Raw genomic sequence first — 25,300 nt, 5'->3', positions numbered from 1 at the left:
TCTAATCGGAATCACTTTCAGTTGCGATTCCCTCTCCTTCGGCTTCACAAGCTGTCTACAATCGCGACAGAACCGCTACCGGGGGTAGGCCTGTGCTGCGTTGGCTGCTGCGTTCGCTTTGGATTGTATTGGGGCTTTTGCTGGTAGTGCTGCTGGTCATCTGGGGCTTGCTGCGCGGCAGTCTGCCGCAATTGGACGGGGAGCTGGCCCTACCGGGGCTGTCTGCGCCGGTCAGCATCCAGCGCGACGCGCTGGGGGTGCTCACCGTCGAAGCCGCCAATGAGACCGATATGGCCCGCGCCCTGGGCTATGTCCATGCGCAGGAACGCTTCTTCGAGATGGACCTGATGCGGCGCTCGGCCGCCGGCGAGCTGTCCGAGCTGTTCGGCGCCAAGGCCTTGCCGCTGGACAAACGCATGCGCGTGCAACGCCTGCGCGCCCACACCCAGCAGAACCTGGGCGCGGCCCTCGGCGACAAACGCGGCGTCATCGAGGCCTACCGCGACGGCGTCAATGCCGGCCTCGCCGCGCTGCCGGTCCGGCCCTGGCCTTACCTGCTGCTGCGCCAGCAACCACGCCCGTGGGAACTGGAGGATTCGGTGCTGACCGGGCTGGCGATGTACGCCGACCTGCAGGACCCCGCCAATACCCGCGAACTGGCGATGGCACGCATCCGTAGCGTGGTGCCGCCAGCCCTGTACGCATTGCTCGCCCACGACGGCAGCAGCTGGGATGCGCCCTTGTTTGGCGAGCCCCGTGGCGATGCCGTGTTACCGGATGCGGCAACGCTGGACCTGCGCATGCAAACTGGCACTGCGCCACCTGCGCCGGTCGCGGCGGACTCTGATGTCCTAGGTAGCAACAACTTCGCAGTAGCAGGAGCTCTGACTCCCGACGGCCGCGCCATCATCGCCGACGACATGCACCTGGGCTTGCGCGCGCCGAATATCTGGTTCCGCGCACGCCTGCGCTATGCCGACCCGACCGCGCCGGAAGGCAAGGTCGATGTTGCTGGCTTCACCCTGCCCGGCCTGCCTGCGGTCATCGTCGGCAGCAATACGCGGGTGGCCTGGGCCTTCACCAACAGCTATATCGACACCGCCGACTACACCCCCCTGCCCGCGAACACCCCGCTGCGCACTTTCAACGAGTCCATCGTCGTCGCCGGCGCCCGCCCGGAGTTGCTGCTGGTGCGCGAAAGCGATTGGGGGCCAGTGCTGCATGAGGAGCCCGGCGGGCAACTGCTGGCCCTGCGCTGGGTTGGTCAGCAGGCCGGCGCGGTGCGCCTGGATTTCGCCGACATGGCAAAAGCCGCCGATCTGGACTCTGCCTTTGCAGTAGCCGATCGCTCAGGCATCCCCGCACAGAATCTATTGGTCGCCGACCGCAGCGGGCGCATCGCCTGGCGCCTGATCGGCGCGCGCCCTGCGCGTGACCCGACCTGCCATGCCGATGCAGCCATGCAGGTCAGCTGCACGCCATGGCCAATCCGCACCGATCAGGCACCAGCGCTGATCGACCCACCCGATCACCGCCTGTGGACCGCAAACGGTCGCGTGCTCGATGGCGCTGCACTGGCCGAGGCCGGTGACGGCGGCTATGACTTCGGCGCACGCGCCAAGCAGATCCGCGACGGCCTGTTCGCCCGCGAAAGCTTCAAGGAAAGTGACCTGCTGGCAATCCAGCTCGACGACCGTGCCCTGCTGATGGAACGCTGGTGGAAGCTGCTGCGGCAGACCGTCGAGCACAGCGATGATCCGGCGCTGAAGCGACTGGAAGTCGCCAGCCGCCAGTGGCAGGGCCGCGCTTCCACTGATTCGGTCAGTTACCGGATGGCGCGTGGCTTCCGCGGCATCCTGATGGACAACATGGAAGGCACGCTGCTGGCGCCGGCCAAGGAACAGTTGGGCGAACGTTACATCCCCCCCAAACTGGCCCAGTTCGAAGGCGTGCTGTGGCCTTTGCTCAGCGAACGTCCGCCGCACCTGTTGCCACCGCCTTATGAGAGCTGGGATGCATTGCTGGCCGACAGCGCCCGCCAACTGGAAAAAGATCTGGCCGAACAGGGCCCGGATCTGGCGCAACGCAGCTGGGGCGAGCGCAACACGGCCGCGATCTGCCATCCAGTCTCGGTAGCGTTGCCCGGCCTGTTCAAACGCTGGCTATGCATGCCGGCCCAGCCATTGGCAGGTGACGACAACATGCCGCGCGTGGTCGGCCCCAAGTTTGGTGCATCCGAGCGCATGGTGGTGTCGCCCGGTCACGAAGCCGACGGCATCGTGCACATGCCCGGCGGCCAGAGCGGCCATCCGCTGTCGCCGTTCTGGGGCGCAGGCCACGACGACTGGGTGGAAGGCCGGCCAACTCCGTTCCTGCCAGGTAAGGCAGCGCATAGCTTGAGTTTGAGCCCGCGCTGAGTAACCAGCACATGGCTGCCATCTGATTGTGGGAGCGACGAGCTTGGGTGTCACCGCTTCAGCTGGCGTCTGAGTGTGGGAGCGGCGTAAGCCGCGAGGCTGGAGTTAGCGAAGCCACCGATGCATCTGCGACCTGATGGTGTTTCTGCTTCGCGGTTTACGCCGCTCCCACAAACGGCTAATACGCGCTTACTTCAAACGCACCGTCCACTCCACTTCGAGCTTGGCTTCGGCGTCGAACAGGCGGCTGATCTGCACCCAGCTGGCGGCCGGATACTTGCCGTCGGCGAAGAAGGTCTTGCGATCGGGAATGGCCTTGATCAAACCATCCATGTCGGTGGTGAACACGGTTTCCTTCACCACCTGGCTGCTGTCGGCATTGAACTGCTGCAGGATCTTCGTCAGTTTGCCGTAGCAATCGCGCACCGCGACGTGCATGTCCGCGCCTCGGCACGGAACGCCGGAGATATGCAGCGTGTCACCGTCGCGTACCACGCCGGTGTAGCCGATATCTGTTTCCCAGCTGCCAAGCTGATGCCGCTCCAACGGCACTTCGCCGGCGTGGGCGAACGAACTGCAGAACAGGCCAAGCATCACCAACGCACAAGCGCGCATCGGAAGTCCTTTTTGTTGGATGTAGAGGGAGGAACTGCAGTTTCCTGATCAGGCAGATGGATTGTGCAACCTGTAGAGCGGCCCTTTTCCGGTCCCTCCCCGACGGCGAAGAGGGACCTTGAAGCCAATGCAGGCCGATACATCCAATGACCATCTGATCGACTTGCTGCTTAGCCCGCCAAGGCCTGCTCGTGCACGCCGGCTACAGCGCGGCCGGAAGGATCGGCCATGCTGGCGAAGCTGGCATCCCAGGCAATCGCCGCCGGTGACGAGCAGGCAATCGACTTGCCACCCGGTACGGTTTCCGACGCCGCATGGCTGGGGAAGAACTGCTCGAACACGTGGCGGTAGTAGTACGCCTCCTTGGTCTGCGGCGAATTGTGCGGGAAGCGCTTATCGGCCGCTGCCAGCACGCGGTCACTGACCTGCGCTTCGGCGTGCGCCTTCAAACCGTCGATCCAGCCGTAGCCGACGCCATCGCTGAACTGCTCCTTCTGCCGCCACAGGATCTCCTTGGGCAGATAGCCCTCGAAGGCTTCGCGCAACACCGCCTTCTCGATGCGGCCGCTGGCCTTGTCGACCATCTTGTGGCGCGCGTCCATCTTCATCGCCACATCGAGGAACTCGCGGTCCAGGAACGGCACGCGCGGCTCCACGCCCCAGGCCATCATCGACTTGTTCGCGCGCAGGCAATCGTAGTTGTTCAGCGCATCGAGCTTGCGCACCAGTTCCTCATGGAACTCACGCGCGTTCGGCGCCTTGTGGAAGTACAGATAGCCACCGAAGATCTCGTCACTGCCTTCACCGGACAGCACCATCTTCACGCCCATCGCCTTGATACGTCGCGCCAGCAGGAACATCGGCGTTGATGCGCGGATGGTGGTGACATCGTAGGTCTCGACGTGGCGGATCACTTCCGGCACCGCATCCAGGCCTTCCTCGAAGGTGTACTCGAAGCCGTGATGCACGGTGCCCAGCATTTCCGCCGCCACCTTGGCCGCGGCCAGGTCGGGCGAGCCTTTCAAGCCGATGGCGAAGCTGTGCAGGCGCGGCCACCAGGCTTCACTCTGGCCACCATCTTCGATGCGGTTGCGTGCATAGCGCGCCGCAACCGCGGCGACCAGGGACGAATCCAGGCCGCCGGACAGCAGCACGCCGTACGGTACGTCGGTCATCAGCTGGCGATGCACGGCGCGCTCGAAGGCCTCGCGCAGTTCGGTCAGCGATACGTCCACACCTTCCACCGCCTCGTACTCGCGCCACGGACGCTCGTAGTACTTGCTCAGCGTATCGGTGCTGCTGTCATACCAATGGCCGGGCGGGAACTGCGCGACATCGGCGCAGGTGTCGGACAACGACTTCATTTCCGAAGCCACGCACAGCCGGCCCTGCTTGTCGTGGCCCCAGTACAGCGGCACCACGCCGATCGGGTCGCGGGCGATGATCACGCGCTGCTTGGCGCGGTCCCACAGCGCGAAGGCGAAAATGCCGTTGAGCCTGTTCAAGTAGGACGCCGGTTCGTCTTCGCGGTACAGCGCGTTGATCACTTCGCAGTCCGAGCCGGTCTGGAAGGCGTAGGGCTGGGTCAGTTCCTTCTTCAGCTCCTGGTGGTTGTAGATCTCACCGTTCACCGCCAATGCCAGCTGGCCGTCGTCGGACAGCAACGGCTGCGAGCCGCCGGCCGGGTCGACGATGGCCAGGCGCTCGTGCACCAGGATGGCGCCGTCGTCCACGTAGACGCCGCTCCAGTCCGGGCCGCGATGCCGCTGGCGCTGGGATTGTTCAAGCGCCTGCCGACGCAGCGCCTGCAGGTCGTCACCGGATTGCAGGCCAAAAATGCCGAAGATGGAACACATGGGAAAGCTCCTGGGTTGTGTGGGGACAAACATTGGAAGCAACAGCCTCAAGACCTGCAGCCGCTCGGTGTTCCCGCCCCGGCCACAAAAAAACCCGCATCGGCCGATGCGGGTTTTCTGGTGTCCTGAGCGTGTTGCCTGTTCTAGCTCTGGTCGCAGTCCCGCAGTGGCCGCGCACGATTATTCGCGCGCAGATTATTGCGGTTGTTATTGTTGACGGCGGTGGCCAGGAACGAGGACATGGCGCTGACCGTATCCCGCTTTCGGCGTCGGCGCAACTGTTGCTTTGGCAACCGATTCAGCGGCCGGGCCGGCGCACTCCGCGATAATCGCCCGCCCATTGCCCGGACCCGCTGGATGCCCCGTCCCACACCCCGCGTGCTGCTATACGCCCTACCCCTGTTCATCCTGCTCGGTTGCGCGACAAGGCCCAGCACCCGCCCGCCCAGCGACAGCGAGCGCGATGCGCTGTCCGCAGCCGCCGATGGCCAGTTCGATTCCGCCCTGCGGGTGGCAAAGATGTATCAGGCCTGGAACGATCCGCGTGCATTGGACTGGTACGCGCGCGCAGCGGCGACAACGCCGCGCACCCACCGCAGCACCGCCGCCGAGGAGCAATTGGGCAGGATCCTTGAGCGCGGCCGCCTGGACAGCAGTGACGAACCGCAAAAGCCCGAGGACGTCCGCTTCAAGCCATCGCCACGCAAGGCATGGCGCTGGTACCAGAGTGCCGCCTACCACGGCTCGCCGTATGCCATGTCCGATCTGGCACGCTGGTACGAAGGCCAAGGTGACATGGCGGGCGCACTGCGCTGGCGCCTGCGTTCGGCGGTGTACATGCGTGAGCTGTACAAGCTGGACGCATTGCGCAAGGCAACCCTCGCCTCAACCGAAGCCACGCGCCTTGCCCCCGACCAGCCCTCCTCCAATGCGACCATCGCCCGCATCCAGCGGCGTGCCGCGCGCGGTGACGCCGAGGCCCAGGTCGATCTTGGTGCCTTGCACGAAGCGGGCATCGGCATGCCCGCGGATATGCGCGAGGCGCTGCGCTGGTACCAGCGCGCGGGTGAGCAAGGCAATGTCTATGGCCAGTACTTCAGCGGCTTGGCGCTCGGTCGCGGCAGCAAGGGCCTGCCGAAAGATGAGACGGCAGCAGCGGCATGGTTCGCGCGCGCCCAGGCTCAGGAGTTCTATCTGGCCGAGGAGTCGTACTGGCGCAGGGCCATCGCGCCGCCGTTCTTCATCTTCGAATAGATCGATCAGGTCTGTACACACAACGTCCGCCGCAACAAGACTGCATCAGCAGAGCGATGTCGCGCAGAATGACGCACAAGTACCTGCAGAGTTGGACATGACGACTACCCCGGTTTTCCACGAAGAAACCATCGACCGCGCGCGCATGCAGCAGATCATCCGTGCGCATCCGCGTGCAGCGGTGTTCGAATCCTGCACCATGGACGAAGGTGATTTCTCGCGCCTGGACATGGATGGCTACCAGTTCAAACAATGCTCGCTGACCAAAACAAACTGGCTGGCTGCATCGCTGGAAGAAAGCCAGTGGCAGAAATGCCGTGGCAGCCAATGCGATTTCAGTTCAGCTCAACTCAGTGACTCGCGCTTCGATCATTGCGACCTCAACAACAGCTTCTGGCGCCGCGCAACGTTGTCGTCGGTGCAGTTCAAGGACTGCAAGCTGACCGGCGCCCACCTGCAGGAAGTAAGCGGCTGGGCATTGGAGTTCCGCGACTGCCTGCTGGTCAGTGCCGACCTGCGCGGAATGTCGTTCCGCAAGGCAGAACTGGAAGGCATGGATTTCTCCGATGCAGACCTGTCCGGCTGCGACTTCCGTGATGCCGTGTTCAGCGGCGGCAGCCTACGCAACGCACAGACCCGGCTGACCCGCTTCGAAGGCGCCGACCTGCGCAATACCGATATCAGCGGGCTCAACGTGATGGACGCCAAGTATTTCAAGAAAGTGGTGATCTCACAGCGGCAGGCTGCAGCGGCGCTGGCGGCGTTTGGATTGATTGTTGATTGACTCCAGAGCCGTCGGCCAGACGGCTTTGCTGGACTTACAGCGAGAGGCTGTAAGCAAGAAATTCGGCATCAAGCACCCAGCCCTCGGATACATACAGCGCCTGTGCGGATTCATTGCTGACAGCCGTGGACAGTGAAAGCCGTATTGCCCCAACTGCACGCCCATAGTCTGCCGCAGCCCCCAACAGCTGGGCAGCAACCCCGGTACGCCGCGCCTCAGGAACTACAAACAGATCGTTGAGGATGAAGCTGCGGGCCGCGGAAACGGACGAAAAACTGGGATAGAGCTGTGTGAATCCGACTGCAGCACCGCTGTCCTGGAGCGCAAGAAAGATCACGGACTGGTTGTGCTGGAAGCGCTCCAGCAGGAAGGCGCGCGCCAGCGCCAGATCGCTGGGCTTGCCATAAAAGACCCGATAGGCGTCAAAGAGCGCAACCAGCGCCTCGATATCCGCAACGCTGGCTTGCCGTATCTGAAAGTTCTGTATCTGATTCATATTTTCCTTGGACCAGGTTCGAGTCAAGCCGATATAGCGCAACAACTAAATATGTTGGCGCGCAGGAAAGCCCCCTGGTGGCTCAAGCGCCGCGAACGCCCTTGATTCCGGAAATCTGGAATCAAAATGCGGCATGAACACGGTGACCATGGACTGCGGCCCCCGCGAAAGCAAGGTGTTTGCTGCACCTGGGCGCAGCAAACACCCCAACGCTGACCTGCATCACGTCCCACTGCCGCAGGCAGACAAACAGCCAAGCCCCAATGTACTTGGTCCAAAGATGAGATCGGTGACTCTCGATCACCACCTCCTGATAAATCTCGCCCGCTTCCCTCGAACCCTGCGACCTACCACTGCGCGCGCAGCCCTCTCAATCTGCAATTCGGCCGCGCTAGCGAGCGCAGGAATACTCCTTGGCGCAAGCAAAATATCCAACACTCCGTTTCTACCGACTCGCTTTCCGCCCGCAGCAACAACCAACGCCAGAAACCCAGCAGAAGAACCACGCACATTGGCTCAACCTGCACGGCTTTCCTCGTCATCTTGCTCAGCCCCGCTTCGCCAGCACGCCGCCGTTCTAGAGGTGCTGTGAGCACCAGCACAGCCATCACTGTTTTGCTGACCGCGCGACTTTCCGTACCCCACAAACAGGCGCTGAATCAGCTCGGTACAGCTCAAATATCCAATGTCTGTTTTTGCACTTGATTCTGAACCTGCTCGATGTAGCTTTCGACGAGCTGTCAATCAAGCCGCTTCGATAGAACCAACAAAGTGAGGGAGTCAAGATGGGCGTTCTAGATGGGAAAGTTGCGCTTGTAAGCGGGGGTGCACAAGGTATCGGAGCTGCAATTGTGCGCCGTCTGGTGGAGGAAGGCGCCCTCGTTGTTTTCGGCGATGTTCTCGATGACAAGGGCAGCAGGCTGGCAGAGCATCTGGGCGAACACACCCGCTTTGTTCACCTTGACGTCACCAGTCCCGACAACTGGGCCGCGGCGGTAAAGCTGGCGCTGAATGCATTCGGAAAGCTGGATATCCTCGTGAACAACGCTGGCATCGCCAAAAACGGGCCGTTCCTGGATCTGAGCATCGATGACTGGAGCGCCGTGATCAATGTCAATTTGAACGGTGTCTTTTACGGGATGAAAGCTTCTGCAGAAGCACTGATCGCATCTGGAGCCGGATCCATAGTCAACATATCTTCTATTGCCGGATTTATCGGATACGAAGCGGTTGCTCCTTACTGCGCCTCCAAGTTCGGCGTACGTGGCCTTGGCAAATCCGCCGCCTTGGAACTCGGCCGGTATGGGGTGCGGGTCAACTCCGTGCACCCAGGTTTGATCGATACTCCAATGGCTGCATCGCTGGTAGCGCAGGATCAGAGTCACGTCGCTCTCAACCGCTTGGGAAGGCCACAGGAGATCGCCAACCTGGTTGTGTTCCTCGCCAGCGATGCATCAAGCTTCTCCACCGGGGCCGAGTTTGTTGCCGACGGCGGCGCACTGGCCGGAATGGTCGGTCAGCTGAGCAACGTGGAACCATAGGAAAGACCGGAAAACGCTGAAGAAATCCCAATCGCGCAAACCTTTGGAACACAGTTACTTCCGTCGGCCATTCGGGCGTGTTTCCGCGCGGCACCGACCAGCTCATGCTGCCATGAGCCGGTCAGCCAAGCGCCTAGAGCGGCCGGGCCAGACTGCAATCCAGCAGATGTACGCGTAGAGGCGGACCATTATCTATTGGTGCGGGCACCAGCCACTTTCACGGATTGCCGCGGCCCTCGGGCTATGACTCTGGCTTTCCATTGCCAACTTGCTTCCATTTGAAACGCATGATCTCCGACTTCGCAACTAGAGTTGCGTGCGTCTGTGGTCACGCAAATACTGTGGGCGCGCGAGTGCCCCACGCCCCGGCTTCGCCAACAGCAGGGTAGAGGCTTTAATGCAGGAATTTCCTCTCCGATCTTGTTGCCACTTGCTGAAGGCATGCAACCTCCACCCGGTTGCGCCCGCCGCGTTTAGCTGAATAGAGCGCCTGATCGGCACAACGCACCAGGACCATCGGGTCTTCCTCAAGCACAGGAATGCCGACCGCAACGCCGACGCTGATGGTCACCCGCCGTCCTGCAGCAGCACTCGCCTGCTCCACCGCGCTACGCAGGCGCTCACCACGCGCAAGCGCAGCGTACCGGTCGCAATGCGGCAGAATCAGCACGAACTCCTCACCACCATAGCGCGCCACCAGTTCATCAGCATCCATCACCTGCGCGGCCAGGGTCTGCGCGACGCGGCGCAACTGCAGGTCACCGATGTGGTGGCCGTGGGTGTCATTGAGCTGTTTGAAGTGGTCTACGTCGATCATCATCACCGCCAACGGCTGCTGCTGTTCCGCGCAGCGCTGCCATGCCCGTGGCAGGGCTTTCTCCATCGCGTGGCGGTTGGCAATGCCGGTGAGCCCGTCGGTGACGGCCAGCGCAGAGAGCCGCGAATTGGCGCTCTGCAGCTCGGCCGTGCGTTCGTTGATCCTCCGCTCAAGCAGTCGGTTCTGCGCATTGATTGCGCGGGTGCGCAGCCGCACCACCGCCACGACGAACAACAGACCAGCTACGCCAAAGCCCACCCGAACCCAGGGCCGCTGGTACCAGAACGGCGCGACCTGCAGCGGGTAACTCATCACTTCGGTTGGCGCAGCACCAAGAACGCGCGCCTGCAGCTGGAAGTCGTAAGTGCCGGCTGGCAAGCGCTGGTAGGTCAGCTCGCGCCCAGCCGTCCATGGCGACCATTCGTCGTGATAGCCCGGCATCCGATAACGGAACTCGACTTCCGGCTCCATGCTCTGCACGCCGAAGCGCAGGGCCAAGCCCGCCCCGGCTGGCAAGTGCGGCGTTGTTTTTGGCAACAGCGGCAACAGTACGGGCGGATGGTTCGGTCCCTGCAGCTCGATGCGATCCAGCCGCGCCTGTGGTGGTGCCGCGACCGACTCAATCGCAGCAGGATCCAACTGCAACACGCTGTCGCGGGTAACCACGCGCAGTTGGCCATCGCGATGCAGGGCAACCGTCATGAAGCCCGGCACGCGGCTATCACTGACCTGCTGCAGTTGGAACGTGGTCGCACCGGGCTTGCGCCACCACAGCTGTCGCGCCGTCCAGGCAAAGCTGCCCTTGGCGTTATCCTCGCCTTCCAGCTCCATGGGTGCTTGCAATCCGATGAGCACAGGCAACTCGGCCGCAACAAACCGGTCGCCCTGCAGACGGTGCACCTGATTGCCCGTGATCCCATACAGAACGCCGCCAATGCGGACCAGCCGCGTCCCTTGCTTTGCCGCGTCGGGCAGCCCTTGCGCCGCGCCATAACGCTGATCGCTGAGCAATTGACCACTATCAGCATCGAAGCGCCAGCGATGCGCACCACCGACCGCGTCACCAGCCCATATCTCACCCGCTGCGGTCTCATACACACCATGGACTGCCTTGCCGTCGGTCTTCCATTCCGCCACGACCTGCCAGCGCCCGCTGCGCTGGCCAAGCACGATGATCCGGTTGCTGGCCATGGCAAACATCAGCCCTGGGTCGAACGCCGAAGCCAACAACCTGCTGACGCTGTCACCCAAGGTCGCTGCCAGCAGCCGACGCGGCTGAGACTGTCCCGCGTCCAGCACCGACAGACCGTAACGATCACCGATCAGCAGACCCGCAGACGTACCCTCCAGTGCAAACGTCTCAAGATCCCGATGCGGCCATTGCTGTTGCGAAAATTCCGGCGTCGCCGTGGTCGAGGCCTGCGCACTCCACACACCCATGCTTGCCACCCACAGGCGGCCGTCATACCAGGTGCTGTCGAAGATGCGTCCGTTCAGGCCATGCAGGCGGCCATAGCGCGTCCATGGCAGCGACCAGCGCAGGCGCGCGATGCCGTTCTCGCCCGAGATCCACACCGCGCCTTCGCGATCCTCCACCAGGTCGTGCATCTCACCCGCACACGCCGCAAAGCTGTCGAGCAGCCGCAAACCGGGCGAGAAACGCATGATCGTGCCGTCGAAACTACCAATGGCGAAGCCGCCATCGGCAAGTGCGATACCGGTGTACGGCTCGTGCAGACGGAAAGCCGCGTCGGCCTCCGAGTCGAGCTTGCGCACGCGCGTGCCATCGCTGAAATGGAAGCCATCGGCCGCGGCAAACAACAAGCCGCCACGGTACGGCCAGGCCGCGGGAATACGCAGCTTGGCGAGCGACTCCATGCCTTCGACCAGCACCATCGCCGCCTTGTCGACCCGGTAAAGCCCTTGCCCGGGAACCCGGAAGAAGACCTCGTCGCCAGCCACCAACGGGCGTGTCCGTGCGCCAGCGGGAAGCTGCATGCGCGTGGTGCTACCGTCCCTCTCGAGTACGAACAAGGCACCGGCGCTTACCGCGTGCACGCCACGCGAGGTTTCCCCCAGCGAGAAGACCTCGACCGGTCCTTGCACCAGACCCGCACTGGCCAAACGTGGCAGCAGGTCAATGAATTTGTGGGTGCCATCCGCCTGCCGCAGCAAGCGCCCGAACACCCCCGCGCCGGCGACATGGATGCTGCCATCGCGTGCCAGCATGATCGAGTACACCGGCGCCTCGCCCGATGCCTCCAGCAGCTCCCATACGCCGCTGCGGAAGATCATCACGCCTTCGCCACTGGCGGCATAGAGGTTGCCTGTGCGGTCGACCACCACGCCGGGATAGGTTGGCGCGGCGGGCAACTGGCTTACCCCGAACTGACGCAGCAGCGGCAAGCCATGCATTGTGGTGGTGGCGTGCGCGAATGGCAGCACGCACACCAGCACAAAGAGCATCAGCCCGTTTCGGAACCACATTTGAACACTGTCCATCTCGCCCCCCCGGCAAGATTGTGCACCTGCACCGTAACAGCTCAGTCCAGCAGTTTTTCGATCAGTGTCCGGTACAGGTCAGGCAGCGCTTCCAGGTCGGCGACGCGCACGTTCTCATCGACCTGGTGGATGCTGGCATTGACCGGCCCCACCTCGATGCACTGTGCGCCCAACGGGGCAATGAAGCGGGCATCGGAGGTACCACCGCCGGTGCTTTCTTCGGGTGTGGCACCGGCGAATTCGGTCAGTACGTCGCGGGCAACACTGCGCAGGCGGCCTTCGGGTGTGTAGAACGGCTCGCCGCTGCGGTGCCAGTGCAGGTCGTAGTCCAGACCGTGTCGATCCAACAGCGCGCTGATCTCGGCCTCCAGCTTGTCCGCATTCCAGTGCGGGTTGTAGCGCAGGTTGAACATCACCTGCAGCTCGCCGGGGATCACGTTGTTGGCGCCGGTGCCGGCATTGATATTGGAGATCTGCAGGCTGGTGGACGGGAAGCTTTCATAGCCATCGTCCCAATGACGGGCGGTCAGTTCGGCCAGGGCCGGCGCAGCCAGATGGATAGGGTTCTTCGCCTTGTCCGGATAGGCGACATGACCCTGCACGCCTTTGATCCGCAGCTTGGCCGAGAGGCTGCCACGGCGGCCGACACGCAGCAGGTCACCGAGCTTGGCGGTGGATGACGGCTCACCGGTGATGCACCAGTCGATGCCCTGCCCGCGTTCGACGAAGAGCTTGGCAACATGGCGCACGCCATCGATGGCATCCCCTTCCTCGTCGCTGGTCAGCAGCACTGCCAGCGTACCGGGATGGTTCGGATGCGCGGCAACAAACTGCTCGGCCGCAACCACGAAGGCGGCTACGCTGCCCTTCATGTCGGCAGTGCCGCGCCCGTACAGCACGCCATCGCGCACCTCCGGCTTGAACGGGTCGCTGCTCCAGGCCTCTACCGGGCCGGTCGGCACCACATCGGTGTGGCCGAGCAGCACCAGTACTGGCGCGCCGTTACCGTGGGTGGCCCATAGATTGTCGACTTCGCCCAGGCGCAGGTGCTCGCAGTTGAAGCCGGCAGCCTTGAGGCGGCCGGCGATCAGTTGCTGACAGCCGGCGTCTTCCGGGGTAACCGAGGGGCGTGCGATCAGGTCGCAGGTCAGGGCGAGTACGTCGTTCATGGCGGCCTTTTGGATCGGTGGCTTCGCGGCTCGCGCCGCTCCCACAATTTTGTTGGAGGACGGATCAGGCGATGTTGAAGCGGGCCTTGAAGCCGTTGTCGCTGAAGCCCTGGCTCAGGGTCCCGTCGTCGGTGATCACCAGCGGGCGCTTGATCAACTGCGGGTAGTCGCGCAGCAGCAGCTTCCACTCGGCATCGGATTCGGGCGACTTGCGGTTGTCCGGCAGCTGCCGCCAGGTGGTCGAGGATTTGTTGATCATCGCGGCGAAACCGCCAGCCTTGCCGGCCCATTCGAGCAGGGTTTCCGGGCTGGGCTTGTTGTCGCGGTAATCGACGAAGGTGTAGGCGACATTGAAGCGATCCAGCCACTTGGTGGCTTTCTTGCAGGTGTCGCAGTTTTTTAGTCCGTAGATGGTGGTCATTCTGAATTCCAAAGCCCGCATGACAAAGCCCCTCTCCCGCTTGCGGGGCGAACCCGAGTCGCGTGGGGACCAAAGGTTAGCGGCGCGGGGCGCGCCCACGCGGGCGCGCGCGGGGCGGGGGCCGGCGGGGGGGGGGGGGGGGGGGGGGGGGCGTCTAGCCCGGGGTGAAACCGGCCCACCCCCAGAGCCAGAGCGAAGCAAAAGCTCCCCTCATCCGCCCTTCGGGCACCTTCTCCCGCTGGCGGGAGAAGGGAACAGCCTCGCTACCGGCCGGCTTAGTCCGCCAACCCACGCAGCAGGTCATTGACGCTGGTCTTGCTGCGGGTCTTGGCGTCCACCTGCTTGACGATCACCGCGCAGTACAGCGAATGCGTGCCGTCCTTGGACGGCAGCGAGCCGCTGACCACCACGCTGTACGGCGGTACATAGCCATAGGTCACTTCGCCGGTGGCACGGTTGTAGATGCGGGTGCTCTGGCTCAGGAACACGCCCATGCCGATAACGCTGTGGTGGCCGACAACCACGCCTTCCACCACTTCCGAACGGGCACCGATGAAGCAATGGTCCTCGATGATGGTCGGGCTGGCCTGCAGCGGCTCCAACACGCCACCGATGCCGGCACCGCCGGACAGGTGGCAGTGCTTGCCGATCTGCGCGCAGGAACCCACCGTGGCCCAGGTATCAACCATGGTGCCTTCGCCCACGTGTGCACCGATATTGGTGAAGCTCGGCATCAGCACCACGTCCTTGCCGAAGTGCGTGCCGCGGCGGGCAATCGCGCCCGGCACCACGCGTACGCCGGCCTGGCGGAAGGCCGCTTCGTCATAGCCTTCAAAGCGCGACTCGACCTTGTCCCAGAACGGGGCCGGAGCGCCGTCCATCACTGCCATGTCGTTGACACGGAAGTACAGCAGCACTGCCTTCTTCAACCACTCGTTGACCTTCCAGCCGCCGTTGCCATCGGGCTCGGCAACGCGGAACTCACCGGACTCCAGTCCGTCAATGACGCGGTTGACCAGCGCGCGGGTCGAACCTTCGATCTCGTCCATGGTCAGCATGGTGCGGCGCTCGAATGCGCTTTCAATGCTGAACTTCAACTCGGCCACACCCGGTGCCGGCGGCTTGCGCAGGCTGCGCGGTCCTACCGACGGCGTCACCGGCTTGGTCGACTTCGGCTTGGCAGCAGCAACCTTCTTGACCGCTGCCTTGACCGTCTTCGCAACAGGCTTGGCGGCCGCCTTGGTCGCTACTGCGGCTTTATTCTTCGGCGCAGCCTTTGCAGGCGCTGCCTTCTTGGCGGTCTTCCTGGTCACGGTCTTCTTGGTTGCGGGCTTGCTTGCCATCAGTGGGGGTCTCCTGGCTTGTTGTCGGGATCCAGGCAGGCGAGCAATGCGTCACGCAAGGCCTGCATGGAGGTATCGGTAAGGGGGTGATCGTGGCGATCGGTAAGCTGGAACTGATCCTCGGCGCGCTCGCCGAACGTGGCGATGCGCGCATCCTGCACGCGCAGGCGCTGGTCACGCAGCACATGCGCTACATCGGCAAGCAGACCGGGGCGGTCTGGTGCCACCAGATTCAAGACAGTCCGGTTCTCATGACTGGAATCGAGAAACTCGATGCGCGGGGCGAAGCGGAAATGCTTGAGCTGACGCGGCATCACCCGTCGCGACGGGCGCAGTATCAGGATATTGCCGGCCAGGGCCTTGCGCAGCACGGTCTCCAGGCGCGCGGCATCGCCATCGGCGAAGCTGCCAGCAGGCGTCACTTCGAAGGTATCGAAGATGGTGTCGTCCGGGCCATCCAGCACGCGCGCACGATGGATGCCGTAGCCGGCACGATCCAGGGTCATCACGATGGCGGCGAACATGCCATCGCGGTCCGGTGAATGCACGAAGACTTCCAGCGCATCACTCTCGGGCGTGATTCGCCGCACCTTGACCAAGGTGCCGCCTTTGTGGATTTCCACCAAGGACGCCGCCTGCCAGACCAGCTGTTCGGGACGGAAGCGCACGAAGCTTTCATCGGGCATGGCCGCAAACTGGCGATCGATCACCGCATCGTCATGGCCGAGCAAACGCATCTGTTCGCGCACGTTGTCGCGCGCCTCCTGGACCCGCTCCGCTTCCGGTAGCGGATGCTCCAAGCCCTCGCGCAGCGCGCGGCGGGTGGCGAAGTACAGGTCGGCCAACAGCCGGTCCTTCCATGCATTCCACATCTTGGGGCTGGTGCCGGCGATGTCGGCGCAGGTCAGCAGGTAGAGGTAATCCAGACGGTCACGGTCGCCGACCAGGCCGGCAAAACGGTGGATCACATCGGGATCGGTGATGTCCTGCTTCTGCGCGGTAATCGACATGCGCAGGTGCTGCTCGACCAGCCACGCCACCAGCTCGGTGTCGGAACTGCCCAGCCCGTGCAGGCTGCAGAACTCGCGCGCATCCACCGCACCCAGTTCGGAGTGATCACCACCACGGCCCTTGGCGATGTCATGGAACAGGCCAGCCAACAGCAACAGCTCCGGCTTGCGCAGGCGCGGCCACACTTCATGGGCGATGGAGAAGCGCTCGTCAGCGCGGCCTGAGGCAAACAAGGCCATGTTCCGCAACACCATCAAAGTGTGCTGGTCCACCGTGTAGACATGGAACAGGTCGAACTGCATGCGCCCGGATACTGCGGCGAATGCGGGAATCCACTGGCCCAACACGCCAAGGCGCGCCATCCGCGCCAGCGTATCGACCGCGCGCGGGCCGCGCAGCAAGGCCATGAACTGCTCGCGGACATCGTCATCCACGGCGGTATAGGCGGGAATTTCGTCCAGCATCTCGGCCAGACCGCGCGCAGTCATCGAGTGCAGGCCGCGCACATCGGAGCTGCGTGCCCAGCAGGCGAACAACGCAAAGATGCTGCGGATATCACCATGCGGCCAGAACGGATCGTCGGCGGACAGATAGCCGCGACGCAGCGAGAAGCCCTCGCCTACCGGCAGCGGCGTGGCCTCGCCATCGAACTGTTCTTCAAAGCGTTGCAGCAGGCGGTCGCTGATGCGGCGGATCACCGTCGCGCTGCGATAGAAGCCCTGCATCATCTTCTCCACGCCCAGGCTCTCGGCGTCGTCGCCAAAGCCCATGCGCGCTGCCAAGGTCTTCTGGTAATCGAAACGCAGCCGCTCTTCCGGTCGCTGTGCGACCAGGTGCAGGCCAAAGCGCAACCGCGCCAGTACCAGGCGCTCGCGCTTCAGTGCCGCGGCCTCGTCCAGACCCAGATGACCCAGCCCGACCAGCGCATCGATATTGCTGACGCCGAAGGCGCGCAGCGCCATCCAGCCCAGCGTATTGAGATCGCGCAGACCGCCCGGGCCATCCTTGATGTCCGGCTCGAGGTTGTCGGCGGTGTCGCCGAAACGCTGGTGTCGCGCCAACAGTTCCTCGCGTTTGGCCAGGAAGTATTCGCGCGGCGGCCATACCAGGCTCGGCGCGATCGCACGTGCCAGACCATGCTGGGCGGTCGCGTCGGCAACCAGCGGGCGTGCCTCGATCAAGGCAGTCAGTACAGTCTGGTCGGCAGCGGCTTGCACGCACTGGGTTGCCGAGCGCACCGCATGGCTGGCCGGCAGACCGGCATCCCATAGCAGGGCGAACAGGCGCGCCAAAGCGGCTTCGTGGCGCTGCTGCACTTCGGTCTCGGCCAGCACCAGCAGGTCGATGTCCGAGCGCGGGAACAACTCGCCACGGCCATAGCCGCCGACCGCGAACAGTGCCAGGCCAGCCGCCGCAGGAATGCAGCGCTGCCAGGCTTCAATGATCAGTTGATCGACCGCGCGCGCGCGCAGGCCGGGCAGACGTTCGACATTGTCGGTCTGCTCGAAACGCTTGCCCAGGCGGGCATCGGTGTGGGCAAGTGACTGCCGTGCATCGGCAGCCCATTGCGCGTCACCGGCAGAATCTGCCGGCGTGTCCAGACTCGGGCCCGCCGGCAGTGAGGTCATGCCTGCGCGGTTTCGGCCGGTGACAACGTCAGCACTTCAACGCCGTCCTCGGTCACCACAATGGTGTGTTCCCACTGTGCCGAGAGCTTGCGGTCCTTGGTTACAACGGTCCAACCGTCCGGCAGCACCTTGGTGTAGCGAGTGCCTTCATTGATCATCGGCTCGATGGTGAAGGTCATGCCCTGCTTGAGCACCAGGCCCTGGCCGGGACGGCCGTAATGCAGCACCTGCGGCTCGTCGTGGTAGACCTTGCCGATGCCGTGGCCGCAGTACTCACGCACCACGCTGAAACGCTCGCCTTCGGCGAACTCCTGGATCGCATGGCCCACATCGCCCAGGGTCGCGCCCGGCTTGACCGCACGGATACCGCGCCACATGGCTTCCTTGGTGGTTTCCACCAGGCGCTTGGCCATCACCGACGGCGTGCCGACGTAGTACATGCGGCTGGTATCACCGTGCCAGCCATCCTTGATGACGGTCACGTCGATATTGACGATGTCGCCATCCTTGAGCACCTTGGCTTCGCTGGGAATGCCGTGGCAGATGACGTTGTTGACCGAGGTGCACACGGTCTTGGGGAATCCGCGGTAGCCCACATTGGCCGGAACGGTGCCCTGCACATTGACGATGTGGTCGTTGCAGATGCGGTCCAGCTCCTCGGTGGTGACACCGGGCTTGACGTGCGGGGTGATGATGTCGAGCACCTCAGCCGCCAGACGGCCGGCGATGCGCATCTTCTCGATTTCTTCGGGGGTTTTCAGTTGGATTGCCATGTGCCGATTATCCCCCATTTGGGCTATTTCGCTAAGTATTTCACATTAATGAACGCGTAATCGGCCGCTGAGCCGCCTGCCCTGGCCTGCCGCGACCGGCCCGCCCGCAGCCGACCGAGCCCGCACCTGCACCAACCCTTCCATACCCATGCGAATCGTCCTATCGGGAGCAGAAAAAGGCGCGGAAACCCTGTCAAATCAGCGCTGAAATCACGCATGCGCATCACAGAAATTCTACGCTTGGGACATATCTCATACCCTCGCCATCCCCCCTGGGAACAGACTCAATCCGCACCTGTCGCAGCGTGCCAGGCCAATGAAAAGGACTGGACGAAGCAGGGCAGGCGCGCTGTCTCTTTCCAAGGATCGCCATGAAACTCCGCAACCTCCCCCTGCTCGCCTGTATCGCCACCGCCGCCACAACCGGCGCCGCCCACGCAGCGACAGACACCACGCAGTTCCAGGTCAAGATCACCATTACCGAGTCCTGTGACGTGCATACCGTCAATGCCACGGACATCGATTTTGGCACCCACATCCGCTCCACCTCCGCCACCCCGATCGACAACCAGGGCACGCTGCAGCTCAACTGCAGCCGCGGCACCCCTTACCAGATCGCGCTGGACCCTGGCCTCAATTCCAGCAGTCCCACGGCAGCAGCCGACAATCGCCGCATGACCAGTGCCGATGGCGGTTTCGTACCTTACGGCTTGTACCGGGACGCGGCCCGCACCCTGTTCTGGGGCCGGGTACTGGGGACCAACACAGTGGGCGGCATCGGCACCGCTGCGCAGCAGTCAATCCCGGTCTACGGCCGGGTACAGGCTACCGACGTCGCCGCTGGCGTCTACCTGGACACCATCACCGCCACCGTCACCTACTGAGCAGGCCAGTGACGTGAACCATCGCCACCCGCTCCGTTTGCGGGTGGCGAGCCTGGCATGGCTCGCCACCACCGCTTCTGTACTGACCCTGCCGTCCTGGCTCCCCGCTCACGCGGGCAATCTGCAAGTCGCCCCTATCCTGCTGGAATTCGGCAACAAACAAAGCTCGCAGACACTCTGGCTGACCAATTCAGGCACCGAGCCCTTGCGCGCACAGCTCCGGGTGCAGCATTGGACCCAGAACAACGGGCAAGAGCTGCTGCAGCCTTCCGATGTATTGCTCGCCAGCCCACCACTGGTCGATATCGACGCTGGGCGCAGCCAATTGGTGCGCATGCTGCAAGCCCAGCCCGGCAGTCAGGCCAGCGAGAATGCATTCCGGCTGATCGTGGATGAATTACCCGATACCGCCAGCGGCGCCAGCTCAGGTCTGCGCTTTCTGCTGCGCTACTCCATCCCTGTGTTTGTGCTGCCTGCAGGCGCCACACCCCAGTTGGAACGCCGCAGCAAGCGCGAGCCTACCGACGCCAGTCAGCTGCAAGGCGATTGGTCGGTGCACGACGGCAGCGCCACGCTGTCGCTGCACAACCGCGGCACACAGCGCATCCGCATCAGTCAACTGAGCTGGACGCAAGCATCCGGCGCAGCCATCGACATCACCCCGGGCTTGCTGGGCTACGTCCTGGCTGGCCAGCAGATGCGCTGGACGCTCCCATTGCCGACGGCTTTGCCAGTCAACGGCACCCTTCTGGCCAGACTCAATGACGATGCCGACCCTCAACCTCTACCGCAGGTCACTACTGGCCGTTAGCGCGGGGCTTGCGATTGCCGCCGCAGCCTCGGCGGCTGCGCTCGCCGAAGGGCCCGGCAATGCATCACTCGCACATCAGGACGATACCGGCGAGTACGAACTGCATCTGCAAGCCAGCGTCAACCAAGCCGACATCGGTGGACTGACCCGTTTTGTGGTTCGCCAGGACGCATTGCTTGCCAGCCCTTCCAGCCTCCGCCTGCTGGGTATCAAACTCCCCGTCGAAGCCAGCAGACACGCATTGATCCCGTTGTTGTCGGTGCCCGGCGTCAAGCTCCACTACGACGTTCAACTCCAACGTATCCATCTGCAGGTACCGGTGGACATGCTCGATCGTCCACCGACCTACCTGGACCTGCGCCACATTGACCACCCTCGCCCTGATCCAGAGCAGCGCGCAGCCGGTGCTGCGTTCAACTATGACGTGTACGCGCAACACAGCGGCAATGCGGGCAGCGTAAGCAGCTTCAGCGAGCTGCGGCTGTTTGGCAGGGCTGCCGGCGTCTGGAGCAACACCATGGCCCATGCTTTCAACAACAGTGATGGCCACCGTCAGCGTGGCACCAGCAGCACGCGACTTGACAGCAGCTGGCAGCAGGATTTCCCCGAAGCAATGCTCAGCCTGACCGTTGGCGACAACGTATCCGCGGCCCATGAGTGGTCGCGCGCGCTCCGCTTTGGCGGCGTGCGCCTGTCACGCAACTTCTCGCTGCAGCCTTATCGAACCACCACCCCGCCAGCCTCGTTCGCTGGAGAAGCAACCTTGCCTTCCACGGTGGATCTGTATATCGACGGCATCCGTCAATCCAGCCAGCAACTGCAACCGGGGCGTTTCCAGCTCGACAGCAGCCCATCGCTCAATGGTATCGGCCAGGCCACACTGGTCATCACCGACATCAACGGCCAAAGCCGGACGCTGGGTTTCCCTCTGTACGGAACGCCCGAGCTGCTGCAGGCCAGGCTGACAGATTGGTCACTGGAACTGGGGGCGATCCGCCGCGACTATGGCCAGCACTCATTTGCCTACGGCAATCACCTCGTCGCCAGTGCCAGTCTTCGCCACGGTTTGAGCGACAGCGTGACCTTGCAATGGCATGCCGAAAGCAGTCAAGGCATTGATCAGGCCGGACTGGGTGTGGTGATGCTGCTTGGCCGGCGCGGCGGCGTACTGAGCGGATCGCTGGCCAGCAGCCATGCACGGACAATCAGTGGACGCCAGCGAGGTCTTGGCTACCAGTGGAGTTCACGCCAGTTCACCCTGTCCGCCAGTACCCTCAGGCGCAATGCGGGCTACCGCGACGTTGCTGCGGCACATGAGCGGACGTCCCTGCCGCAGCGCAGCGAGCAGGCATTTGCGGGGGTCAGCACGCCGCTTGGACAACTCGGCATCAGCTATGTCTCGCAGCGGTATCGCGAATCCCAACCCAGTCGCTATGCAAGCATCAACTGGTCACACAGCTTCCCTGACAACAGCCAACTCAACCTCGGCTTCAACCGTGACCTGAGTGACAGGCGTGGCGATAGCGCGTTCGCGTATTGGTCACAACCGCTGAATCGCAACACCAGTCGTGCCGCCACGCTCCGTCATACCAGCAACGGCAATCAACTGTCAGTGGAGGCCAACCATACCGCCGCGCGTCAAGGTGAACTCAACTGGCGCACCCAGCTCAGCGGTAGTGATGATCGTCGCGGCATGCGTGCGGAGGTAGCCCGTCGCGGGCAGCATGGTCAATGGACCGCAGGCCTGGACCATGACAATGCACAGCGCAGCAGCACACAGATTCATGCCAGTGCCAACGGCGCACTGGCGTGGCTCGGCGGCCATGCGCATGCGCTGCCGCGTATTGACGATGCGTTCGCGCTGATTTCGACCCCTGGCATGGCCGACGTTCCGGTACAGCTGGACAACCGCGACATCGGCCGCACAAACAAGCACGGGCAACTACTGGTGCCCCAGCTCAATGCGTGGCAGCGCAACCAACTGTCCATCGATCCGCAACACCTGCCAGCCGACATGCAACTTGGCAGCACCAGCATGAATGTGGTGCCCGAGACCCGTCGCGGCGTGCTGGTGCCATTCAGCATGCGCCGCACATTGGCATTACATATAGGTATACGCGACCGCCATGGTCGATGGCTACCAGCCGGCAGCCAGATCAGCATCGAAGCACCGGGCCTGCCACCTGCCGTCAGTCGTGTCGGCCACGAAGGAAAGGTCTATCTACTCGACCCACCCGCGCGCGCGCGGCTGCGATTCAACGCTGATGCAGGCGGATGCACCGCGACACTACCAGTGCTTACCGAGCAGCAAGGCCGCATCAACCTGGAGGATGTGACTTGCGAATGATGCTGCAACCAAATCAGACAATATCGCCATCACGCCATGGCCGGCGGGGGCGCATAGGTGCATTGTTGTTGCTCGCCGCACTCTGGCTGCCATCACTGCACGCCCTTGCTGCGCCATATTGCTCAACATCAAGCTCACCGACCCTCAACTTCGGCACGGTATCCAGCGCGGGCTACCAGGACACCCAGACGTCGTTGGTACTGAACTGCAACGGCGGCACTGCCACCTTGTTGACTGCTGCACTGGTCAGGGTCTGCCTGTTCGTCGGCAGCGGCACGGCAGGCGCATTGGAACCAAGGCTGATGTCAAACGGAGACGGTGCTTTCATGAGCTATGGCCTGTATGCAGATACTGCCCGCAGCCAACTTATCGGTCCTCACTCAAGCAGCTATCCGCTGTACAGCATCAGCTTCCGGATCGCGCCGCGCGAAAACCTGAGCATCAGAGTCCCCATCTATGGCCGCGTTCCTGCCGGCCAGAATTTGCCCGGAAATCTTCCTTACAGTGATGTGCCGTACAACTCCTACATCCGCTACAGCTATGGCTACATACATGCTCCACTGGCCAGCGATTGCCGCGACCGTAACCCCGGCCATCTCGGCGGCGCCGGCGACATCAGTTTCAACTGGAGCGGCGTACACGCAACCGTACTGCGCAGTTGCCGCATCAGCGCCCTCTCCAACATGGATTTCGGCACCACATCCGGACTCAGGGCAGCACGCGAACAGACCACTTCGATGCAATTCAAATGCACCCCCAACGTTGCCTGGCATGCCACCCTTGACGATGGCTTGCATGCGCAATCAGGCAAGCGTCACATGGCCGCCGCTGACGAGCGCATCAGCTATGAGCTCTACAGCGACCCCACCCATCGGAGCCGCTGGGGAAGTGCCCAAGTTGGCGGCGTAAGTGGTGTCGGCACCGGGGCAATACAGGAACTGACCGTATACGGTCGCGTGCCGGAGCAGGCAGGTGCGACGCCTGGCACCTATCAGGACACCATCACCCTGAACCTGACTTACTGAGCGCAGCGGTATCGACGAAACTACCCAAGCCACGGTAGCCAATCATCCGACCGGCGTGCGGGCTTGGCGCAACGCCCTCTTGGGTTTGGGCGACCAGCACGGCAAACGTCATTTGCGGCAATGAATGCCATCCTGTCGATTGACTGAACTTAGCAACATCGCCTGTTCAGACAGACCGACCTGCATGAATTCGCGCCAGTTGATCGCTGGCGTGCTTAGCTTTGCGCGCAGGCCGATGTCACCCCGTGCCATTGGTTCTGCCGTCAATCGCCGGGAGAATCGACATGCTCACGCGCAGGTTTTTCATCACCGCAGCCAGCATTGCCCTGACAGGAATTGCCGGCTTGGCGCCGGCCGCAACTCAGACCGCACAGTTCCAGGTGCGCATCGTCATCACCGAGTCCTGCGATATCCAGACCGTCGCCGCTGGCGACATCGACTTTGGCAGCCTGGCCCGCGCAACCGGCACCCCGGTTGATGCCCAAGGGACACTGGAGGTGAACTGCAGCAACGGCACGCCCTACACCATCGGCATGAATCCCGGTGCCAATGCCACCAGCACCACGGCCGCCGCCGACAACCGGCGCATGAGCGACGGGGCCAGTAATTTCGTCGCCTATGGGCTGTACCGCGATGCCGGACGGCAGAACTTCTGGGGCGAGGTGATCGGCACCGATACGCTTGCCGGCACCGGCACGGCCAGTGCACAGACCATCCCGATCTATGGCCGCGTGCCTTCCACCGATGCGCCAGCCGGCAGCTACGGCGACACGGTGATTGCCACGATCACCTATTGAGTGCTGGCCAGATGCAACTGCCCTGCCCGCGCCCACGCAACACCGCGCTGCGCACCTTGCTTTGGGCATCTTGGGGCCTGCTGCTGATAGCCCCATTGGCGAGCACCGGCGATCTGCAGGTCGCACCAATCCTGCTGGAGTTCAGCGATGGCGTGCAGGCGCAGGCATTGTGGCTGGAGAACAGCGGCGATCAGCCACTGCATGCACAGGTGCGGGTACAGCACTGGACCCAACGCAATGCAGCTGATGTGCTTGAGCCATCGCAGTTGCTGCTGGCGCGTCCTGCCATCGTCCAGATCAGCCCCGGCCAACGGCAGTTGGTACGTGTGCTGCGGGCTAGCCCCTTGCCGGCAAGCGGCACCCAGGAACAAGCCTATCGCCTGCTGGTGGATGAACTGCCCGGCATCCACGCCAGACCCCGCCAGGGTTTGAACTTCCTGCTGCGCTACTCCATCCCGGCATTCGTACTGCCCACTGGCGCAAGTCCGCGCGAGCTGGGAAGCAAGGCTGCTGCTGACACATCCGGGCTGCACGCCAACTGGCGGGTGGACGCCGGCCGGTTGACCCTGATCGTGCACAACACGGGCGTCCAACGCCTACGCCTGAGCCAGCTGCGCTGGCTACCCGAGAACGGCGCACCGATCGAGCTGACACCCGGCCTGCTGGGCTATGTGCTGGCGGGCCAACAAATGCAGTGGACGCTGCCGCTACCACCCTCCTTCCCCCTCACCGGAACTTTGCAGGCCAGGCTGAACGATGCCGCCATCCCGCAGCCGTTGCGCTCTGCTGAGCTTTGACCTTGCGATGCT

The 25,300-nt window shown here is 63.3% G+C and carries 19 protein-coding genes; 10 read left to right on the top strand and 9 right to left on the bottom strand.

The window, feature by feature from the left end:
• Window positions 1-92 precede the first annotated feature (92 nt).
• Window positions 93-2,417, top strand: coding sequence for a penicillin acylase family protein (locus ACVOLV_RS11070; protein WP_481554449.1), 2,325 nt, complete (start codon window positions 93-95; stop codon window positions 2,415-2,417).
• A 189-nt stretch (window positions 2,418-2,606) separates the two neighbouring features.
• On the opposite strand, the gene ACVOLV_RS11065 is transcribed toward ACVOLV_RS11070, so the two are convergent.
• Together ACVOLV_RS11065 and asnB are read right to left on the bottom strand one after the other, a co-directional pair.
• Window positions 2,607-3,032: a RidA family protein gene (locus tag ACVOLV_RS11065; protein WP_481554448.1), complete on the bottom strand. Its 426-nt coding sequence runs from the start codon at window positions 3,030-3,032 to the stop codon at window positions 2,607-2,609.
• A 170-nt stretch (window positions 3,033-3,202) separates the two neighbouring features.
• Window positions 3,203-4,888 (bottom strand): asparagine synthase B, encoded by a 1,686-nt coding sequence (gene asnB / locus ACVOLV_RS11060; RefSeq protein ID WP_481554447.1) that lies wholly within the window; start codon window positions 4,886-4,888, stop codon window positions 3,203-3,205.
• A 357-nt stretch (window positions 4,889-5,245) separates the two neighbouring features.
• On the opposite strand from asnB, the gene ACVOLV_RS11055 reads away from it, so the two are divergent.
• Window positions 5,246-6,142: a tetratricopeptide repeat protein gene (locus tag ACVOLV_RS11055; RefSeq protein WP_481554446.1), complete on the top strand. Its 897-nt coding sequence runs from the start codon at window positions 5,246-5,248 to the stop codon at window positions 6,140-6,142.
• A 97-nt stretch (window positions 6,143-6,239) separates the two neighbouring features.
• Window positions 6,240-6,926: a pentapeptide repeat-containing protein gene (locus ACVOLV_RS11050; RefSeq protein WP_481554445.1), complete on the top strand. Its 687-nt coding sequence runs from the start codon at window positions 6,240-6,242 to the stop codon at window positions 6,924-6,926.
• Window positions 6,927-6,960: 34 nt separating this feature from the next.
• Here ACVOLV_RS11050 and ACVOLV_RS11045 read toward each other — a convergent pair whose 3' ends face one another.
• Complete coding sequence (locus ACVOLV_RS11045) at window positions 6,961-7,467, bottom strand: N-acetyltransferase family protein (protein WP_481554444.1); 507 nt, start codon at window positions 7,465-7,467, stop codon at window positions 6,961-6,963.
• Window positions 7,468-8,207: 740 nt separating this feature from the next.
• Here ACVOLV_RS11045 and ACVOLV_RS11040 point away from each other — a divergent pair.
• Window positions 8,208-8,963 carry a glucose 1-dehydrogenase gene (locus tag ACVOLV_RS11040; RefSeq protein WP_481554443.1) on the top strand — a complete coding sequence of 252 codons (756 nt, stop codon included), beginning with the start codon at window positions 8,208-8,210 and terminating at the stop codon, window positions 8,961-8,963.
• A gap of 394 nt (window positions 8,964-9,357) precedes the next feature.
• On the opposite strand, the gene ACVOLV_RS11035 is transcribed toward ACVOLV_RS11040, so the two are convergent.
• From ACVOLV_RS11035 to map, 6 genes are all read right to left on the bottom strand, one after another.
• Window positions 9,358-12,267, bottom strand: a complete 2,910-nt coding sequence (locus ACVOLV_RS11035; protein WP_481554442.1) for a GGDEF domain-containing protein — start codon at window positions 12,265-12,267, stop codon at window positions 9,358-9,360.
• A gap of 56 nt (window positions 12,268-12,323) precedes the next feature.
• A complete protein-coding gene (gene dapE, locus ACVOLV_RS11030) occupies window positions 12,324-13,451 on the bottom strand; it encodes a succinyl-diaminopimelate desuccinylase (RefSeq protein WP_481554441.1) in 1,128 nt (375 codons plus the stop codon).
• Window positions 13,452-13,515: 64 nt separating this feature from the next.
• The gene (locus ACVOLV_RS11025; protein WP_481554440.1) at window positions 13,516-13,872 is read right to left on the bottom strand and encodes a Spx/MgsR family RNA polymerase-binding regulatory protein; all 357 of its coding nucleotides are present in this window, start codon (window positions 13,870-13,872) and stop codon (window positions 13,516-13,518) included.
• Between the two features lie 275 nt (window positions 13,873-14,147).
• Window positions 14,148-15,215: a 2,3,4,5-tetrahydropyridine-2,6-dicarboxylate N-succinyltransferase gene (gene dapD / locus ACVOLV_RS11020; protein WP_481554439.1), complete on the bottom strand. Its 1,068-nt coding sequence runs from the start codon at window positions 15,213-15,215 to the stop codon at window positions 14,148-14,150.
• Entirely contained in the window at window positions 15,215-17,854 is a 2,640-nt protein-coding gene (locus ACVOLV_RS11015; protein ID WP_481554438.1) for a [protein-PII] uridylyltransferase, read from the bottom strand. The genes dapD and ACVOLV_RS11015 overlap by 1 nt, the downstream gene beginning before the upstream one ends.
• Window positions 17,851-18,627 (bottom strand): type I methionyl aminopeptidase, encoded by a 777-nt coding sequence (map, locus tag ACVOLV_RS11010; RefSeq protein ID WP_481554437.1) that lies wholly within the window; start codon window positions 18,625-18,627, stop codon window positions 17,851-17,853. Before map ends, ACVOLV_RS11015 begins: the two co-directional genes overlap by 4 nt.
• A gap of 371 nt (window positions 18,628-18,998) precedes the next feature.
• Here map and ACVOLV_RS11005 point away from each other — a divergent pair, with 371 nt between their 5' ends.
• The 6 genes from ACVOLV_RS11005 to ACVOLV_RS10980 all read left to right on the top strand — a co-directional run bounded on the left by ACVOLV_RS11005 (window position 18,999) and on the right by ACVOLV_RS10980 (window position 25,288).
• Window positions 18,999-19,511, top strand: a complete 513-nt coding sequence (locus tag ACVOLV_RS11005) for a Csu type fimbrial protein (protein ID WP_481554436.1) — start codon at window positions 18,999-19,001, stop codon at window positions 19,509-19,511.
• Window positions 19,512-19,524: 13 nt separating this feature from the next.
• Window positions 19,525-20,322: a fimbrial biogenesis chaperone gene (locus tag ACVOLV_RS11000; protein ID WP_481554435.1), complete on the top strand. Its 798-nt coding sequence runs from the start codon at window positions 19,525-19,527 to the stop codon at window positions 20,320-20,322.
• Window positions 20,273-22,669: a fimbria/pilus outer membrane usher protein gene (locus ACVOLV_RS10995; RefSeq protein WP_481554434.1), complete on the top strand. Its 2,397-nt coding sequence runs from the start codon at window positions 20,273-20,275 to the stop codon at window positions 22,667-22,669. The genes ACVOLV_RS11000 and ACVOLV_RS10995 overlap by 50 nt, the downstream gene beginning before the upstream one ends.
• Window positions 22,597-23,694 carry a Csu type fimbrial protein gene (locus tag ACVOLV_RS10990; protein ID WP_481554433.1) on the top strand — a complete coding sequence of 366 codons (1,098 nt, stop codon included), beginning with the start codon at window positions 22,597-22,599 and terminating at the stop codon, window positions 23,692-23,694. The genes ACVOLV_RS10995 and ACVOLV_RS10990 overlap by 73 nt, the downstream gene beginning before the upstream one ends.
• Window positions 23,695-23,978: 284 nt before the next feature.
• The gene (locus ACVOLV_RS10985) at window positions 23,979-24,491 is read left to right on the top strand and encodes a Csu type fimbrial protein (protein ID WP_481554432.1); all 513 of its coding nucleotides are present in this window, start codon (window positions 23,979-23,981) and stop codon (window positions 24,489-24,491) included.
• 11 nt (window positions 24,492-24,502) lie between these two features.
• A complete protein-coding gene (locus ACVOLV_RS10980; protein ID WP_481554431.1) occupies window positions 24,503-25,288 on the top strand; it encodes a fimbrial biogenesis chaperone in 786 nt (261 codons plus the stop codon).
• Window positions 25,289-25,300 lie beyond the last annotated feature (12 nt).

This window comes from Stenotrophomonas sp. STEN023 (assembly GCF_056760135.1).
This window is presented reverse-complemented; position numbering and strand designations above follow the sequence as displayed.

Excerpts from the sequence above, each read along its gene's own strand:
- ACVOLV_RS11015 (WP_481554438.1), bottom strand. The coding sequence starts at position 17,854 with ATGACCTCACTGCCGGCGGGCCCGAGTCTGGACACGCCGGCAGATTCT.
- ACVOLV_RS11050 (WP_481554445.1), top strand. The coding sequence starts at position 6,240 with ATGACGACTACCCCGGTTTTCCACGAAGAAACCATCGACCGCGCGCGC.
- ACVOLV_RS11035 (WP_481554442.1), bottom strand. The coding sequence starts at position 12,267 with ATGTGGTTCCGAAACGGGCTGATGCTCTTTGTGCTGGTGTGCGTGCTG.
- asnB (WP_481554447.1), bottom strand. The coding sequence starts at position 4,888 with ATGTGTTCCATCTTCGGCATTTTTGGCCTGCAATCCGGTGACGACCTG.
- ACVOLV_RS11065 (WP_481554448.1), bottom strand. The coding sequence starts at position 3,032 with ATGCGCGCTTGTGCGTTGGTGATGCTTGGCCTGTTCTGCAGTTCGTTC.
- ACVOLV_RS10995 (WP_481554434.1), top strand. The coding sequence starts at position 20,273 with ATGACGATGCCGACCCTCAACCTCTACCGCAGGTCACTACTGGCCGTT.
- ACVOLV_RS11040 (WP_481554443.1), top strand. The coding sequence starts at position 8,208 with ATGGGCGTTCTAGATGGGAAAGTTGCGCTTGTAAGCGGGGGTGCACAA.
- ACVOLV_RS11025 (WP_481554440.1), bottom strand. The coding sequence starts at position 13,872 with ATGACCACCATCTACGGACTAAAAAACTGCGACACCTGCAAGAAAGCC.
- map (WP_481554437.1), bottom strand. The coding sequence starts at position 18,627 with ATGGCAATCCAACTGAAAACCCCCGAAGAAATCGAGAAGATGCGCATC.
- ACVOLV_RS10990 (WP_481554433.1), top strand. The coding sequence starts at position 22,597 with ATGCACCGCGACACTACCAGTGCTTACCGAGCAGCAAGGCCGCATCAA.
- ACVOLV_RS10980 (WP_481554431.1), top strand. The coding sequence starts at position 24,503 with ATGCAACTGCCCTGCCCGCGCCCACGCAACACCGCGCTGCGCACCTTG.
- dapE (WP_481554441.1), bottom strand. The coding sequence starts at position 13,451 with ATGAACGACGTACTCGCCCTGACCTGCGACCTGATCGCACGCCCCTCG.
- ACVOLV_RS10985 (WP_481554432.1), top strand. The coding sequence starts at position 23,979 with ATGCTCACGCGCAGGTTTTTCATCACCGCAGCCAGCATTGCCCTGACA.
- dapD (WP_481554439.1), bottom strand. The coding sequence starts at position 15,215 with ATGGCAAGCAAGCCCGCAACCAAGAAGACCGTGACCAGGAAGACCGCC.
- ACVOLV_RS11005 (WP_481554436.1), top strand. The coding sequence starts at position 18,999 with ATGAAACTCCGCAACCTCCCCCTGCTCGCCTGTATCGCCACCGCCGCC.
- ACVOLV_RS11055 (WP_481554446.1), top strand. The coding sequence starts at position 5,246 with ATGCCCCGTCCCACACCCCGCGTGCTGCTATACGCCCTACCCCTGTTC.